Below are 14,048 nucleotides of genomic sequence, written 5' to 3'. Positions count from 1 at the left end.
CGGCATGACCGCTCCCTCAATCGGCCGCGTGGGCAAGTTTCGGCACGTCCTTCGCCCCGGCCGATCCGCGGCCCGAAAGCGAGGGATTCTCCACGAAGAACCGGTGGCAGCTGAAGAGATCGTCGCGCCCCTCGGGAAGGTCGCGGACGTAGCGGCCGTCCGGCTGGAGAACCCAGCTCTGCGCCTCGTCTGCGAGGTTCGCGGCCATGATCTGGCTCACGATCTGCGCCTTCACGGTCGGATTGGTCGCCTCGACCAGCGTCTCGACCCGGCGGTTGAGGTTGCGGCCCATCCAGTCTGCCGAGGAAAAGAAGACCCGCGCGTTCTTCGACGGCAATCCGTGGCCGTTGCCGAAACAGACGATGCGGCTGTGTTCGAGGAACCGGCCGACGATGGATTTCACGCGGATGTTCTCGCTCAGGCCCTTGATGCCCGGCCTCACGCCGCAGATGCCGCGCACGACGAGGTTGATCTTCACCCCGGCCTGGCTCGCGGCATAGAGCGCATCGACCATGTCGGCCTCGATCAGCGAGTTCATCTTGGCCCAGATTTCCGCCGGCTTGCCGGCGCGCGCATGCTCCGCCTCAGCCGCGATCAGCTCCAGAAGCCGCGGCTTCAGGCTGATCGGCGAGATCGCGATGTTCTCCAGCCCCTCGGGCTGCACGTAGCCCGACAGGTAGTTGAAGACCTTGGTCGCGTCGCGGCCGAGCTGGGCATCGCAGGTGAAGAACGACAGGTCGGTGTAGATCCGCGCCGTGATCGGGTGGTAGTTGCCGGTGCCGTAATGGGTGTAGGTCACGAGGTTCTCGCCCTCGCGCCGCACCACGGTCGAGATCTTGGCGTGCGTCTTGTAGTTGATGAAGCCGTAGACGACATGGGCGCCCGCGCGTTCGAGCCTGCGCGACTGGCGGATGTTCGCGGCCTCGTCGAAGCGCGCCTTCAGCTCCACGAGCGCGGTCACCGACTTGCCGCTCTCGGCCGCGTCGCAGAGCGCGGCGACGATCGGGCTGTCCTGCGAGGTGCGGTAGAGCGTCTGCTTGATCGCGAGCACGTTCGGATCCGCCGCCGCCTGGTTGAGAAAGCGGATCACCATGTCGAAGGTCTCGTAGGGGTGATGCAGCAGCATGTCCTTCTGGCGGATCGCCGCGAACATGTTGCCCTCGTGGTCCTGGACCCGCTCGGGCACGCGCGGCGTGAAGGCGGGCCATTGGAGGTCGCGCCGGCTGTCGAGCACCAGCTCCTTCAGATCCGCCATGCCGACCATGCCCTTGACCTCGACCACCTCGTCGGGCGCGACGGCAAGCTCCTCCATGATCAGGGCGCGAAGATCCTCCGGTGCGCCGGAAGTGATCTTCATGCGGATCACCTGGCCGCGCCGCCGCCGCTTCAGCGCGGTCTCGAACTCGCGCACCAGATCCTCGGCCTCGTCCTCGACCTCGATGTCGCTGTCGCGCAGCACCCGGAACGCGCAGTGGCCGGTGTCGCGGTAGCCGGGGAAGAGCGAGCCGAGATGCAGAAGCAGAAGCTCCTCCATCGGCACGAACCGCTTGCCGCCCGGCAGTGCCACGAACCGCTCGATCTGCTGCGGGATCGGCAAAAGCGCCTGGAGCCGTCGCTTGTCCGAGGCCCGTTCGAGCGCGAGCGCGAGGCAAAAGCCGGTATTGGGGATGAACGGGAACGGATGCGCGGGGTCGATCGCCAGCGGAGACAGGATCGGGAAGACCTTGTTCAGGAAGTAGTCGGCAAGAAACGCCTCGTCCTTCCTGGTCAGCTTGGAGCGCGTCAGAAGCGCGATCCCCTCGGCCTCCAGCTCCTTCTTCAGCTTGTTCCACACGGCCTGCTGCATCTGCAGCAGGCGCCGCGCGTCATCGTTGATCAGCGCAAGCTGCTCGGCCGGGCTCAGCCCGTCGTCCGAATGCAGGACGTTGCCCTCGCGCCTAAGCTCGCGCAGGCCCGCGACGCGCACGGTGTAGAACTCGTCGAGGTTGGTGGCCGAGATCGACAGGAACCGCAGCCGCTCGAGGAGCGGCACGCGCGGGTTGCGCGCCTCGTCGAGGACGCGCCAGTTGAAGGCGAGCCAGCTCAGTTCCCGGTTGAAGAACCGCTTCGGGCCGGAAATCTCCGCCTCCGGCAGGACGGCCGGTTTCGGGAACGGGGCTTTGAGGAAATCTGCCTGTGTCATGCTCGGCTTATCTAATGCTCATATGACGGTTCTATGACTGATCCGCATCATGGCGCGTCCAGGATGGCGGAGTCCAGAATCTCGGCCGCGAGCGCACGGGTGACCGGGCCGCCTCGCGCGAGCGAGCGGGCGTCGAGCTCGGCGACGAGCCGGCGCGCTGCGGCGAAGGACCGGTCCATCCGCTGCACCAGCCAGGGGATCAGCGCCGGCGCCACCGCGATCTGCCGGTCGGCGAAGAGCTTGACCAGCACCGCCGCGAGCAGCGCGTCGTCGGGCGGCAGCAGCTGCGCGCTCGCCGTCGCCTCCATCCGGCTTGCGAGGTCGGGCAGCGTCAGCCCCCAGGACCGCGGCGCCGCGCGCGCGGTGATGAGCAGCCGGGCGCGGCCCGACAGCATGTGGTTGTGGAGGTGGAAGAGCGCCACCTCGGCTGGTCGGTCGCCGGCGATCCGGTCGGCATCCTCGACCACAAGCGGCGCCGGATCGGGCAGGGGCAGGGCGGCAAGCTCGGCCGCGGCGATGACCCGCGCCGATTCCGCCCCGGCCCAGACTTGCGCCAGGTGGCTCTTGCCCGCGCCCTCCGGGCCGATCAGCAGCATCTTTCCCTGCGGCCAGTCCGCCGCGGCATCGAGCGCCGCCAGTGCCAGCGCATTGGCGGGCGAGACGAAGAAATCCTCGCGCCCCAGCGCCGGGCGAACGGGCAGGTCGAAGGTCAGTTGGCGGGCCATCTCATTCCTCGTCCCTGCCCGCGAGTCCCTGGTAGAGGCGGCTTTCGAGATATTGCGACACCGCGAACCGCGCCAGCACGCCGAGTGCCGCGGCGACCGGCACGGCGACCAGCATGCCGACGAAGCCGAAAACGGTGCCGAAGGCCGAAAGCGCGAACAGGAGCCAGACCGGGTGCAGCCCGATCGACTTGCCGACGAGGCGCGGCGTGATGATGTTGCCTTCGAGGAACTGGCCGGCCGCGAAGATCCCCGCGACGATGGCGATGGAGACCCAGTCGCCCCAGAACTGGAAGAGCGCGAGCCCGATGGCCAGCGCCCCCCCGATCAGCGCGCCGACATAGGGAATGAAGGTGATGAGCCCTGCGATGGCGCCGACGATCAGCCCGAAATCGAGCCCCGCGAGCATCAGCGTGACCGAGTAGAACGTGCCGAGAATCAGGCAGACCGAGACCTGTCCGCGCACGAATCCCGCGAGCACCCGGTCGATGTCGCGGGCGAGCGCCCGAACCGTGCCCCGATGGTCGCGCGGCAGCCAGCCGTCGATCTTGGCGATCATGTTGTCCCAGTCGAGCAAGAGGTAGAAGGTCACGACCGGCACGACGACGATGAAGACGATGGCGTTGATCACCGAGAGCGCCGAGGTCAGGAGCCCCTGCGCCAGCTCTCCGCCCCGCGCCTTGATCGTCTGCCCGATGGCGTCGAGCGTGTCGCGCACGACGCCTTCGTCGTTCAGGAGCACCGGGAATCGCGTCGCGAGAAACTCGTGCAGCTGGGAGAAGATCGTCGGCGCCGCGTTCACGAGTCCGACGAGCTGGCGTACCAGCATCGGCACGATCAGCAGTGCCAGAAGCACGAAGGCCAGAAGGGCGGCGATCGAGATGACCGAGGTCGCCGCGGCGCGGCTCAGGCCCGCGCGCTCCAGCCGGTCGGCGACCGGGTCGAGGAAATAGGCCAGCGCGCCGCCCACCACGAAGGGCAGGATCACGTTGCCCAGGCCCCAAAGCACGGCAAAGAACAATGCCGCCGCGATGCCCCAGTATGCCGCCTGCTGCCGGACCGGCAATGCCATGATGATCTCCCGTGTCGGGCCAGTCATGGCGCAAGCGGCGGCGGCACGCAAGCCGCGCATGGCGGCGCGCGCGGCACGACCTTGTCCGTCTCGCGCGACGTAACGGGGCCGGGACGCCGCTTTTTCTTGCCAAGCAACGGAACCACGCTATCCTGCAGCCCGACAGAGGAATGCCGCAGTGCAGAAACATACCGATTTCGCCGAGTTCATCGAGATTACGCCGACCGCGCGGATCGATCCCGCGCGCCATGGCTGGCGTGCGAAATGCCTGCAGCGGCTGATCCGGCTCGACCTGCCGGTGCCGCGCACCGCGGCGCTGCCCTGCGACACGGTCCGCGCCATCGCCGCCGGCCAGCTTCCGGACGTCGAGCGTCTCGCAGCCCTGTTCGACGGGGTGCTCGTCTCGATCCGGCCCTCGCCCGCGAATCCGGCCTGGGGCGGGCCGGGAACCGTGCTCAATGTCGGGATGAACGCCGAGAAACACGCCCAGCTCACCCGCGAGCAGGGCGCCGCCTTCGCCGACGCGATCTATCTCAGTTTCATTCAGTCCTACGCGATCCATGTCGCCCGGCTCGATCCCGACATGTTCACGGCCGAACCGTCCGCCACGGCACTCGCCGCGGCACTCGCCGCCTACGAGGCGGAAATGGACGAGGAGTTCCCGCAGTCGCGCGCCAAGCAACTCACCGAGGTCATGCGCTCGATGGCGCGCGCCTGGGAGGGCACGACCGCGCGGCTCCTGCGCGAGGCCAAGGGCGCACCGGCCGACGCCGCCCTCGGGCTCGTGGTGCAGGAGATGGCGCAGGCGATGGGGCCGGCGCTCTCCGGCCGCGGCACGATCCAGATGATCGAGGGGGTGACGGGTGCGCCGCAGATTACCGGGCGCTTCCGCGGCCTCAACCCCGCCAACCGCAAGGCCGAGGAGACGCTCTACCTCGTCAAGGACAAGCGCGGCCACTCGCTGGAGGAGGCCGCGCCCGAGGTCTTCGCCGAGCTGCAGAAACACTGCCTCACCTGCCGCGCGCGCCTGCGCGAGGAGATGCAGGTCGAGTTCGCGCTGGAAAACGGCGCCCTGAAGGTGATCGACGCGGTCACCGTGCCGCGCTCCTCGCGCGCCGCGGTCCGGGTCGCCGTGACGCTCGCCAAAGACGGCATCATCAGCCGCGACGACGCGATCCTCCGGGTCGAGCCACGCGCGCTGTCGGAGCTTCTGCACTACCAGGTCGACCCCCGCGTGCCGCGCGACCGCATCGTGACCGGCATCGCCGCGAGCCCCGGCGGCGCCTCGGGCCGGATCGTCTTTTCCGCCGCCGACGCCCAGGCCTCGGCCGCGCGCGACGAGCGCTGCATCCTTGTCCGACGCGAGACCGCGCCCGAGGATATCCGCGGCATGCATGCCGCCGTCGCCATCGTGACGGAACGCGGCGGCATGACCAGCCATGCCGCCGTCATCGCCCGCGGGCTTGGTCTTCCCTGCATCGTCGGCGCCTCCGACATCAGCATCAGCCTGCGCGACAAGACCCTGACCGCGAAGGGCGGGCGGGTCTTCCGCGAGGGCGACGTGATCACCGTCGACGGAACCTCGGGTGAGGTGCTCGCGGGGCAGGCCGAGATGCTGGAGCCCGCGCTCGACAAGTGGTTCACCACGCTCCTGCACTGGGCCGACAACGTGCGCGACATCGGCGTCCGGGCGAACGCGGACACGCCCGACGACGCCCGCACCGCGCGCATGTTCGAGGCCGAGGGCATCGGGCTCTGCCGCACCGAGCACATGTTCTTCGACGAGGACCGGCTCACGGTGATGCGCGAGATGATCTTCGCCGACACCGCGAAGGACCGGAAGGTGGCGCTCGACCGGCTCCTGCCGATGCAGCGCGCCGACTTCACCGCGCTCTTCGACATCATGGCCGGGCTGCCCGTCTGCATCCGGCTCTTCGACCCGCCGCTGCACGAATTCCTCCCCCACGACCGCGAGGGGATGCGCGAGCTGGCCGAGGCGCTCGACCGGCCGCTCTCGGAGGTGATGCGCCGGGTCGAGGCGCTGTCGGAATTCAACCCGATGCTCGGGATGCGTGGGGTGCGGATCGGCGTCACGGTGCCCGAGATCTACGAGATGCAGGCCCGCGCCATCTTCGAGGCCACCGTCGAAGCCTCGAAGCGCGGCGCCGCCGTGGTGCCCGAGGTGATGATCCCGCTGGTCTCGGCCAAGCGCGAGGTCGAGCTGGTGAAGACCCGCGTCGACGCCGTGGCCGCAGCCGTGCGCAACGCCACCGGGGCCGAGTTCGACTACCGGCTCGGCGTCATGGTCGAGACCCCGCGTGCCGCCCTCCGCGCCGGCGAGATCGCCCAGCACGCGGCCTTCCTCTCGTTCGGGACCAACGACCTGACGCAGATGACCTATGGCCTGTCGCGCGACGATGCCGGTCGCTTCATGAGCGACTACGTCCAGAAGGGAGTCTACCCAGAGGATCCCTTTCACGTCCTCGACGAAGACGGCGTCGGCGAACTTTTGCTCATCGGCAGCGCGCGCGGAAGACAAATACGACAAGATGTGACGCTTTCGGTCTGTGGGGAGCATGGCGGCAACCCCGCGTCGATCGCATTTTGTCGCAGGTCGGGCTTTGACTACGTTTCCTGCTCTCCGTTCCGGGTTCCCGTCGCGCGACTGGCGGCTGCCCAATTTGCGCTGATCGACCAGCGTGACGCAGAGAAAACGTATTGAATTCAGAGTCTTGTGCGGGCTTATTGGCCGCGCGCAGTGATCGCCATTGTTTCCGAACCTGCGCCATAGGCTAAGATTCGCCACTATACTGTTGCCGAATTGTCGCTCGTCTAGACCTTTCGCAAGGTTTCCGTTATGTCACCCTCCGTCCTAAAGCCTTGGGGGCTGGGGCTCGACGAAGCAATTCGGGATAGTGATATGTCAGTGCTGAAGTGCTGGACCGGGGGCATGGCTATGCTCCTCGCCCTCACCGGAGGCGTGCATGCCGAGATGACGGTGAGCCAATCCAACGATCCGACCGCAGCTTTGGGCGTCAACCTCTCGACACTGCTCGGCCAGGAAAGGGCGGCCTTGGGCGCCGTCGACGGCGAGCGGCTCGAGGCGATCGTGACGCCGCCGAAGCCAAAAGCGAAAGCCAGGACGGCCGCGATCTCCTACGACGCGGACTGGCTCGCGAGCCAGCCGGCCCCGAAGGGCGGGCCGGAATTCGAATGCCTCGCAACCGCACTCTACTTCGAGGCGCGCGGCGAGGGCATCAAGGGCCAGGCCGCTGTGGCCGAGGTGATCCTCAACCGGGTCGAGAGCAAGTCCTTCCCGCGCACCATCTGCGGCGTGGTGAACCAGGGCAACGCCAACGGCTGCCAGTTCTCCTATACCTGCGACGGCCGTCCGGAGCGGATCAGCGAGAAGCGCGCCTGGAAGACCGCGCGGAAGGTCGCGCGCGCAATGATGGACGGCGCGCCGCGCCAGCTCACCGATGGCGCGACCTATTTCCACACCCCGTCGGTGCGGCCGTCGTGGTCGAAGAAATTCGACCGCACGGCGATGATCGGCTCGCATATCTTCTACCGCGCGCCGGTGCGTACCGCACTGAACTGAACCTGCGGCGCGGGCGCGGCGCAAAGCGCCGCGTTCGGGCTTTCGGTGCCGGGCGCGCGCGCTATGATGCGCGCGACCCAGCGCCGGAGCCGATGCGACATGACCGACGAGATCCACCAGGCCTTCGCCCATCCCGAGGACCGCGCGGCGGCGATGGCGCCGGCCGATCCGCCTGACCGGCTTTCCTTGCGCGACCACATCGTCGCGGCCGATATAGGCGCCTTCCAGCAGGAGCGCGGCCAGGAACAGCGCCTGCGCTTCAGCGTGGTGGTGGAGCTTGCGCGCGGCGGCGGCGACGCCGGTGACGATGTCGACCAGATTCTCTCCTACGACCGCCTCACCGAGGCGATCGCGGCCGAGCTTGCGGCCGAGAGGCTCAACCTCCTCGAAACGCTCGCGGAAAACATCGCCGCGCGGATCCTCGCCGAGCCGCAGCCCACCCGCGTCTTCCTCCGGATCGAGAAGCTCGACCGCGGCCCCGGCGCGCTCGGGGTGGAGATCGTGCGCAGCCGCGCCGAGGCCGCGCCGGTGGCCGCCGCCGAGGCGCCGCACCCGGTCGTCGCATATCTCGACAACGCCACCATCGCCGCGCCCGACCTCTCGGCCCGGCTCGACCGGCTCGCCGCGACGGCGGCACCCGTCGTGCTCGCGGTCGGCCTGCCCGACACGACACGTCCGGCGACCGGCGACGGACCCTGCCAGATCCGGATCGACCTTCTCGCGATCGAGCAGAACGCCTGGGTCCTGGCCTCGCGCGATCCCCGCCTCAACGTGGTCGCGACGCGGACCGAGCTCGACTGGGCGATGAAGCAGGGCAACATGGTGGTCTGGGCGCCCGCGAAGCTCGTGCTCGACACCCCCGGCGCGCCGGCTTCGGGCGAGGACGGCGTCGCCCTCGCGGCCTGGCTCGCGGGCGAGCTTGCCGCCCTCCGTCTCGTCGTTCACGGCCCTGTTTCAGTTCCGGCGGCTTGTCGCGTGCCGGTCGAGCCCGCCTGACGCGACCGCTTGCCTTCGCCGCCGCGAGCGCCCAAAACCCGGTCATGGATTACTTTCGCCCGATCGCGATGACCGACCCCGCCCGGCCCGAAGGCGCCCTGACTCTGGCGGGCGGCTGGTGCTGGTTCGACCGCGCCGAACGCCTGACCCGCGCGGGCTCGCGCGGGCTCGTCGCCGCCTCCGACCTGCCTGAAGAGGCGCGCGCCCGCCTCACCGCGCCCCGCTCGCCGCTCGCCGGGCTTTCGCTCGACGCGCCGCGGCTCATGGGGATCCTCAACGTCACCCCCGACAGTTTCTCCGACGGCGGCCGCTTCCACGCGCCGGACCGCGCGCTCGCCCATGCCCGCGCGATGGAAGCGGCCGGGGCCGAGATCCTCGACATCGGCGGCGAGAGCACGCGGCCCGGCTCGGCGGATGTCGAGCGCGAGGAGGAGATCGCCCGCACCGCGCCGGTGATCGCCGCCCTGAAAGAGGGCGGCCTCCGGGTGCCGGTCTCGATCGATACCCGCAAATCCGCCGTGGCCGTCGCGGCGCTCGATTCCGGGGCGGAAATCGTCAACGATGTCGCGGCTTTGAGCTACGATCCTGATCTTGCGACGCTGGTCGCCCGGCGCGGCGTGCCGGTCTGTCTCATGCATGCGCAAGGCACGCCCGCGACCATGCAGGCCGATCCCCGCTACGACAACGTCCTCCTCGATGTCTATGATTTCCTTTCCGAACGCGTCGCGGCGGCAGAGGCGGCGGGAATCCCGCGCGAGCGGATCATCGTCGACCCCGGCATCGGCTTCGGCAAGACCGTGGCGCACAACCTCGCGCTGCTCCGGGGGCTTTCCATCTTTCACGGGCTCGGTTCTGCGGTGCTCCTCGGCGCCTCGCGCAAGCGCTTCATCGGCGTGCTCGCAGGCGGCGAGGCCGAAAGCCAGGCCGACTGCCGCGTGGCAGGCACGCTCGCGGTGACGCTCGCCGGGGTGGCGCAAGGAGTGCAGATCCACCGGGTCCATGATATCGTCGAGGCAAAACAGGCGCTGCGGCTCTGGCTGGCCGCGACCCAAGGAGAAGAAACATGAGCAGGAAGCTTTTCGGCACCGACGGCGTTCGGGGCACGGCCAACTCCCATCCGATGACGGCGGAGATGGCGCTGAAACTCGGCGCGGCGGCGGGGCGCTACTTCCGCACCGACGGCCGCAACGGCCACCGCGTCGTGATCGGCAAGGACACAAGGCTCTCGGGCTACATGATCGAGAACGCGCTGACCGCGGGGCTCACCTCGACGGGCATGAACGTGCTCCTCCTCGGCCCGGTGCCGACGCCTGCCGTCGGTTATCTCACCCGCTCGATGCGCGCCGATCTCGGCATCATGATCTCGGCCTCGCACAATCCCCACCACGACAACGGCATCAAGTTCTTCGGCCCCGACGGCTTCAAGCTCTCCGACGAGGCCGAGATCGAGATCGAGCGCATCCTCGGCGCCGAGATCGAACTCTCCTCCCCGGAGAATATCGGCCGTGCGAAGCGGATCGACGACGGGCTTGGCCGCTATGTCGAATATGCCAAGACCACCTTCCCGGCGCGGGGCGCGCTCTCGGGGCTCAAGGTCGTCGTGGATTGCGCCAATGGCGCCGCCTACAAGGCCGCGCCCGAGGTGCTCTGGGAGCTTGGCGCCGATGTCGTCCCGGTCGGTGTCGCGCCGAACGGCTTCAACATCAACGAGAAATGCGGCTCGACCCATGTTGAGACCGCCGCCGAGGCGGTGGTGGCCCACGGCGCCGATCTCGGCATCGCGCTCGACGGCGACGCCGACCGGGTGATGATCCTCGACGAGACCGGCGCGGTCGCCGACGGCGACCAGATCATGGCGCTCTTCGCCGCCCGCTGGGCCGAGGCGCAGAAGCTGAAGGGCGGGGCGCTGGTCGCCACCGTGATGTCCAACCTCGGGCTCGAACGCTTCCTGACGGGCAGGGGCCTGCGCCTCGAACGCACCGCCGTCGGTGACCGCTACGTCGTCGAGCGGATGCGCGAGGGCGGCTACAACCTCGGCGGCGAGCAGTCGGGCCATATCGTGATGACCGATTACGCCACGACCGGCGACGGGCTGATCGCGGGCCTGCAGTTCCTCGCCGCGATGGCCGAGACCGGGCGCCGCGCCTCCGAGCTCGTCCACCAGTTCCCGAGCGTGCCGCAGCTTCTGAAGAACGTCCGCTACGGCGCTGGCAAGGAACCGCTTTCCGCTCCGACGGTGAAAGACGCGATCACCGGCGCCGAGGCGCGGCTGAACGGCACCGGCCGGCTCCTGATCCGCAAGTCCGGCACCGAGCCGCTGATCCGGGTGATGGCCGAATGCGAGGATGAGGCGCTCTTGGCCGAGGTCGTGAGCGACATCGTCGCGGCGGTCGAGGCGGCGGTCTGACCCTCTGTCAGCGCCGCCGATGGCTCAACGTCAGGCCGGCGAGGATCAGCCCCAGCGCCACAAAGAAGCGCGGCGCCAGAACCTCGCCCAGAACCAGCGCGCCGAAGAAGAACGACCAGAGCGGGACTTGATAACTGGTCAGCGCCATGAAGCTTGGACCCGCCGCGCGGATCACCTGCACACGGATCAGCGTTGCGAGCGCCGTCGGCACGAGGCCGAGGATCACGATCGCCGCCATTGGCACGGCACCGGCGGGGCGGGGCAATCCCTCACTCCACAGCATCGCCGGGATCAGGGCCAAGGCGCCCACGAGCAACGCGAACGCGGCCAGCAGGATCGGATCGATGGGCGGACAGCGCCGGGTGGTGATGGACGCCACCGCGTAGCAGAGCGCCGCGCAAAGGCAGGCGAGACGCGGCAGCGCGGTGGCACTGCCGCTGAGCGCGTCCGACCCCATCAACACCAACACCCCGATAAACCCGAGCGAGAAGCCTGACGCCTTGCGCCAGCTCAACTGCTCTCCGGGCACAAGGGCATGGGCCAGCGGCAGGACGAAGAGCGGCCCGGCCGCCATCGAGAGCCCGGCGAAGGCCGACGGCACGCTTTGCTGCCCCCAGGACAGCAGGAAGAACGGAAAGGCGGTCGAGAACAGCCCGATGACGAGGACATGGGCGCCAAGCCGTGCCGACCAGCGGGGCAGGGGGCGCCCGAGTGCCAGAACGGCGATCCAGAGCGTCACGGCACCAAGAGTGGTGCGCGCCGTCGCGATCGTGACCGGCCCGTATCCGCGCAAGGCCAGCGCGATGACCATGAAGGTCGCGCCCCAGATAAGGCCGAGGGCCCCGATCGACAGCCAGTCACGCAGGGTCGGTTGTGGCATCGGGGCTCCGCAAAATGAAAGGGGGCAGCATGGATGCTGCCCCCTGCAATTGCTTCGGTCCAGAAGGAAGGTCAGTTCCGCGACTTGTCGACCATCTTGCCCTTGGAGATCCAGGGCATCATCGCGCGGAGCTTCTCGCCCACCTGCTCGATCTGGTGCTCGTCGTTGAGGCGGCGGGTCGCCTTGAAGAACGGCTGGCCGACCGCGTTCTCCTGCATGAAGTCGCGCACGAACTTGCCGGTCTGGATGTCGCTCAGAACCGCCTTCATCCGCGCCTTGGTCTCGTCGTAGGGCAGGATGCGGGGCCCCGAGACATACTCGCCGTATTCGGCGGTGTTCGAGATCGAGTAGTTCATGTTGGCGATGCCGCCCTCGTAGATCAGGTCGACGATCAGCTTCACCTCGTGGAGGCACTCGAAATAGGCCATCTCGGGCTCGTAGCCGGCCTCGACCAGCGTCTCGAAGCCCATGCGGATCAGTTCCACGAGACCGCCGCAGAGCACCGCCTGCTCGCCGAAGAGGTCGGTTTCGCATTCCTGGCGGAAGTTGGTCTCGATGATGCCCGAGCGGCCGCCGCCGATGGCCGAGCAGTAGGACAGGCCGATTTCCATCGCCTTGCCGGAGGCGTCCTGGTGGACCGCGACGAGGCAGGGCACGCCGCCGCCCTTGACGTATTCGCCGCGCACCGTGTGGCCGGGGCCCTTCGGCGCCATCATGATGACGTCGACGCCGGGCTTCGGCTCGATCAGGCCGAAATGGACGTTGAGGCCGTGGGCGAAGGCGATCGCCGCGCCCTCGCGCAGGTTGTCATGGACGTATTTCCTGTAGGTCTCGGCCTGCAGCTCGTCCGGCATGGTGAACATGATGACATCGCACCACGCGGCCGCCTCGGCGATGCCCATGACCTTCAGGCCTTCCTTCTCGCACTTGGCGGCCGAGGCCGAGCCCTCGCGGAGCGCGATGACCACGTTCTTGGCGCCGGAATCGCGCAGGTTCAGCGCGTGGGCGTGGCCCTGGCTGCCGTAGCCGAGAATGGCGACCTTCTTGTCCTTGATGAGGTTGATGTCGCAGTCGCGATCGTAATAAACGCGCATGATGCGGTCCTTTCTTCGTTTCTGGCGGCGAGCATAGGGAGATTTTCCGGAATACCCGTGCAAAATTTGACCACCCGCGATTTTTCTGCGAAAAATCATTCGCCAATTCTGCAAAGCCGGGAATATTCATGCAGATCGACGACACCGACCGCCGCATCCTGCGCCAGCTTCTGGCCGAGCCGGGGCTCGCGACCGCCGAGCTCGCGGAGCGGGCGGGCGTGACCGCCGCGACCGCGTGGCGGCGGCTCGAACGGCTGACCGAGGCCGGCATCCTCAGGGGCCAGCACGCCGTCATCGACTGGCGGGCACTCGGCTGGGCGGTCGAGGTCTCGCTGCGCTTCACCCTCGACAAGACCCATCCGCACGCCTTCGACGAGTTCCTCGCCGCCGCCCGCGCGGTGCCCGAGGTGATCGAGATCCAGACCTTCCTCGGCCGCGTCGACATCCGCCTCAACGTCATCGCCCGCGACATGGGCCATTACCAGGAGGTCTACCGCGAGCGCATCCTCACGCTGCCTCATATCGCCGACATCGAGAGCCTGATGCTCGTCTCCACCATCAAGGAAACCGGGAGCCTCGCCTTATGATCGCGCTCGACGACACCGACCGGGCGATCCTCAAGGCGCTGGTGGCCGACGCCACCCGGAGCGCCGGCGCGATCGGCCGCGCCCTCGGCCTCAGCCAACCCGCCACCTGGCGCCGCATCCGCCGGCTCGAGGAAGCGGGTGTGATCGCCGGCCGCCGCATCGACCTCGACGCCGAGCGGCTCGGCTTCGGCGTCACCGTCTTTCTCGGCGTGAAGCTCGCCACCAAGGGCCGCGTCAGCCTCGAGGATTTCGAACGCGCCGCGACCGCGATCCCCGAGGTCCAGACCGTCCAGCACGTCCTTGGCCTCTACGACTACCGCCTGCGCGTCACTGCCCGCGACCTCGCCGATTTCGAGCGCGTGCTGCGGCGCCGGATCATGACCCTGCCCGGTCTCGGCAATGTCGAGGCCAACGTGCTCCTTTCGGAAGAACGCCGCCCCGGCCCGCTCGGCTGACCCTTCTTCATTGCCCAAATACCCCCGGGGGGTCCGGGGGCGGGACGCCCCC

The 14,048-nt window shown here is 68.5% G+C and carries 12 protein-coding genes; 7 read left to right on the top strand and 5 right to left on the bottom strand.

The window, feature by feature from the left end; genetic code table 11:
* Nucleotides 1-16: 16 nt before the first annotated feature.
* From R5H32_RS01595 to R5H32_RS01585, 3 genes are read right to left on the bottom strand one after another with little or no spacing between them, the layout of a single operon-like run.
* Entirely contained in the window at nucleotides 17-2,182 is a 2,166-nt protein-coding gene (locus R5H32_RS01595) for an RNA degradosome polyphosphate kinase (protein WP_318336928.1), read from the bottom strand.
* 47 nt (nucleotides 2,183-2,229) lie between these two features.
* Nucleotides 2,230-2,907: a chromosomal replication initiator DnaA gene (locus R5H32_RS01590; protein ID WP_318336927.1), complete on the bottom strand. Its 678-nt coding sequence runs from the start codon at nucleotides 2,905-2,907 to the stop codon at nucleotides 2,230-2,232.
* 1 nt (nucleotide 2,908) lies between these two features.
* A complete protein-coding gene (locus tag R5H32_RS01585; protein ID WP_318336926.1) occupies nucleotides 2,909-3,976 on the bottom strand; it encodes an AI-2E family transporter in 1,068 nt (355 codons plus the stop codon).
* Between the two features lie 178 nt (nucleotides 3,977-4,154).
* Here R5H32_RS01585 and R5H32_RS01580 point away from each other — a divergent pair, with 178 nt between their 5' ends.
* The 5 genes from R5H32_RS01580 to glmM all read left to right on the top strand — a co-directional run bounded on the left by R5H32_RS01580 (nucleotide 4,155) and on the right by glmM (nucleotide 10,980).
* Nucleotides 4,155-6,698, top strand: coding sequence for a putative PEP-binding protein (locus tag R5H32_RS01580; protein WP_318336925.1), 2,544 nt, complete (start codon nucleotides 4,155-4,157; stop codon nucleotides 6,696-6,698).
* Between the two features lie 198 nt (nucleotides 6,699-6,896).
* A complete protein-coding gene (locus tag R5H32_RS01575; RefSeq protein WP_318336924.1) occupies nucleotides 6,897-7,577 on the top strand; it encodes a cell wall hydrolase in 681 nt (226 codons plus the stop codon).
* Between the two features lie 99 nt (nucleotides 7,578-7,676).
* Nucleotides 7,677-8,573, top strand: coding sequence for a dihydroneopterin aldolase (locus R5H32_RS01570; RefSeq protein ID WP_318336923.1), 897 nt, complete (start codon nucleotides 7,677-7,679; stop codon nucleotides 8,571-8,573).
* 44 nt (nucleotides 8,574-8,617) lie between these two features.
* Entirely contained in the window at nucleotides 8,618-9,640 is a 1,023-nt protein-coding gene (gene folP / locus R5H32_RS01565) for a dihydropteroate synthase (RefSeq protein WP_318336922.1), read from the top strand.
* Nucleotides 9,637-10,980 (top strand): phosphoglucosamine mutase, encoded by a 1,344-nt coding sequence (glmM, locus tag R5H32_RS01560; RefSeq protein WP_318336921.1) that lies wholly within the window; start codon nucleotides 9,637-9,639, stop codon nucleotides 10,978-10,980. The genes folP and glmM overlap by 4 nt, the downstream gene beginning before the upstream one ends.
* A 7-nt stretch (nucleotides 10,981-10,987) precedes the next feature.
* On the opposite strand, the gene R5H32_RS01555 is transcribed toward glmM, so the two are convergent.
* Together R5H32_RS01555 and ilvC are read right to left on the bottom strand one after the other, a co-directional pair.
* On the bottom strand, nucleotides 10,988-11,860 hold the full coding sequence (locus R5H32_RS01555; protein ID WP_318336920.1) for a DMT family transporter: 873 nt from the start codon (nucleotides 11,858-11,860) through the stop codon (nucleotides 10,988-10,990).
* 71 nt (nucleotides 11,861-11,931) lie between these two features.
* Nucleotides 11,932-13,053: a ketol-acid reductoisomerase gene (gene ilvC, locus R5H32_RS01550; protein ID WP_412098982.1), complete on the bottom strand. Its 1,122-nt coding sequence runs from the start codon at nucleotides 13,051-13,053 to the stop codon at nucleotides 11,932-11,934.
* Nucleotides 13,054-13,082: 29 nt separating this feature from the next.
* On the opposite strand from ilvC, the gene R5H32_RS01545 reads away from it, so the two are divergent.
* Both R5H32_RS01545 and R5H32_RS01540 read left to right on the top strand, forming a co-directional pair.
* Nucleotides 13,083-13,541 (top strand): Lrp/AsnC family transcriptional regulator, encoded by a 459-nt coding sequence (locus R5H32_RS01545; protein ID WP_318336919.1) that lies wholly within the window; start codon nucleotides 13,083-13,085, stop codon nucleotides 13,539-13,541.
* Nucleotides 13,538-13,996 carry an Lrp/AsnC family transcriptional regulator gene (locus tag R5H32_RS01540; RefSeq protein ID WP_263333186.1) on the top strand — a complete coding sequence of 153 codons (459 nt, stop codon included), beginning with the start codon at nucleotides 13,538-13,540 and terminating at the stop codon, nucleotides 13,994-13,996. The genes R5H32_RS01545 and R5H32_RS01540 overlap by 4 nt, the downstream gene beginning before the upstream one ends.
* Nucleotides 13,997-14,048: the final 52 nt, after the last annotated feature.

The organism is Defluviimonas sp. D31 (assembly GCF_033436765.1).
Lineage (GTDB): Bacteria > Pseudomonadota > Alphaproteobacteria > Rhodobacterales > Rhodobacteraceae > Albidovulum.
The sequence above is the reverse complement of the archived record's forward strand: the minus strand, read 5'-3'. Positions and strand labels throughout refer to the sequence as shown.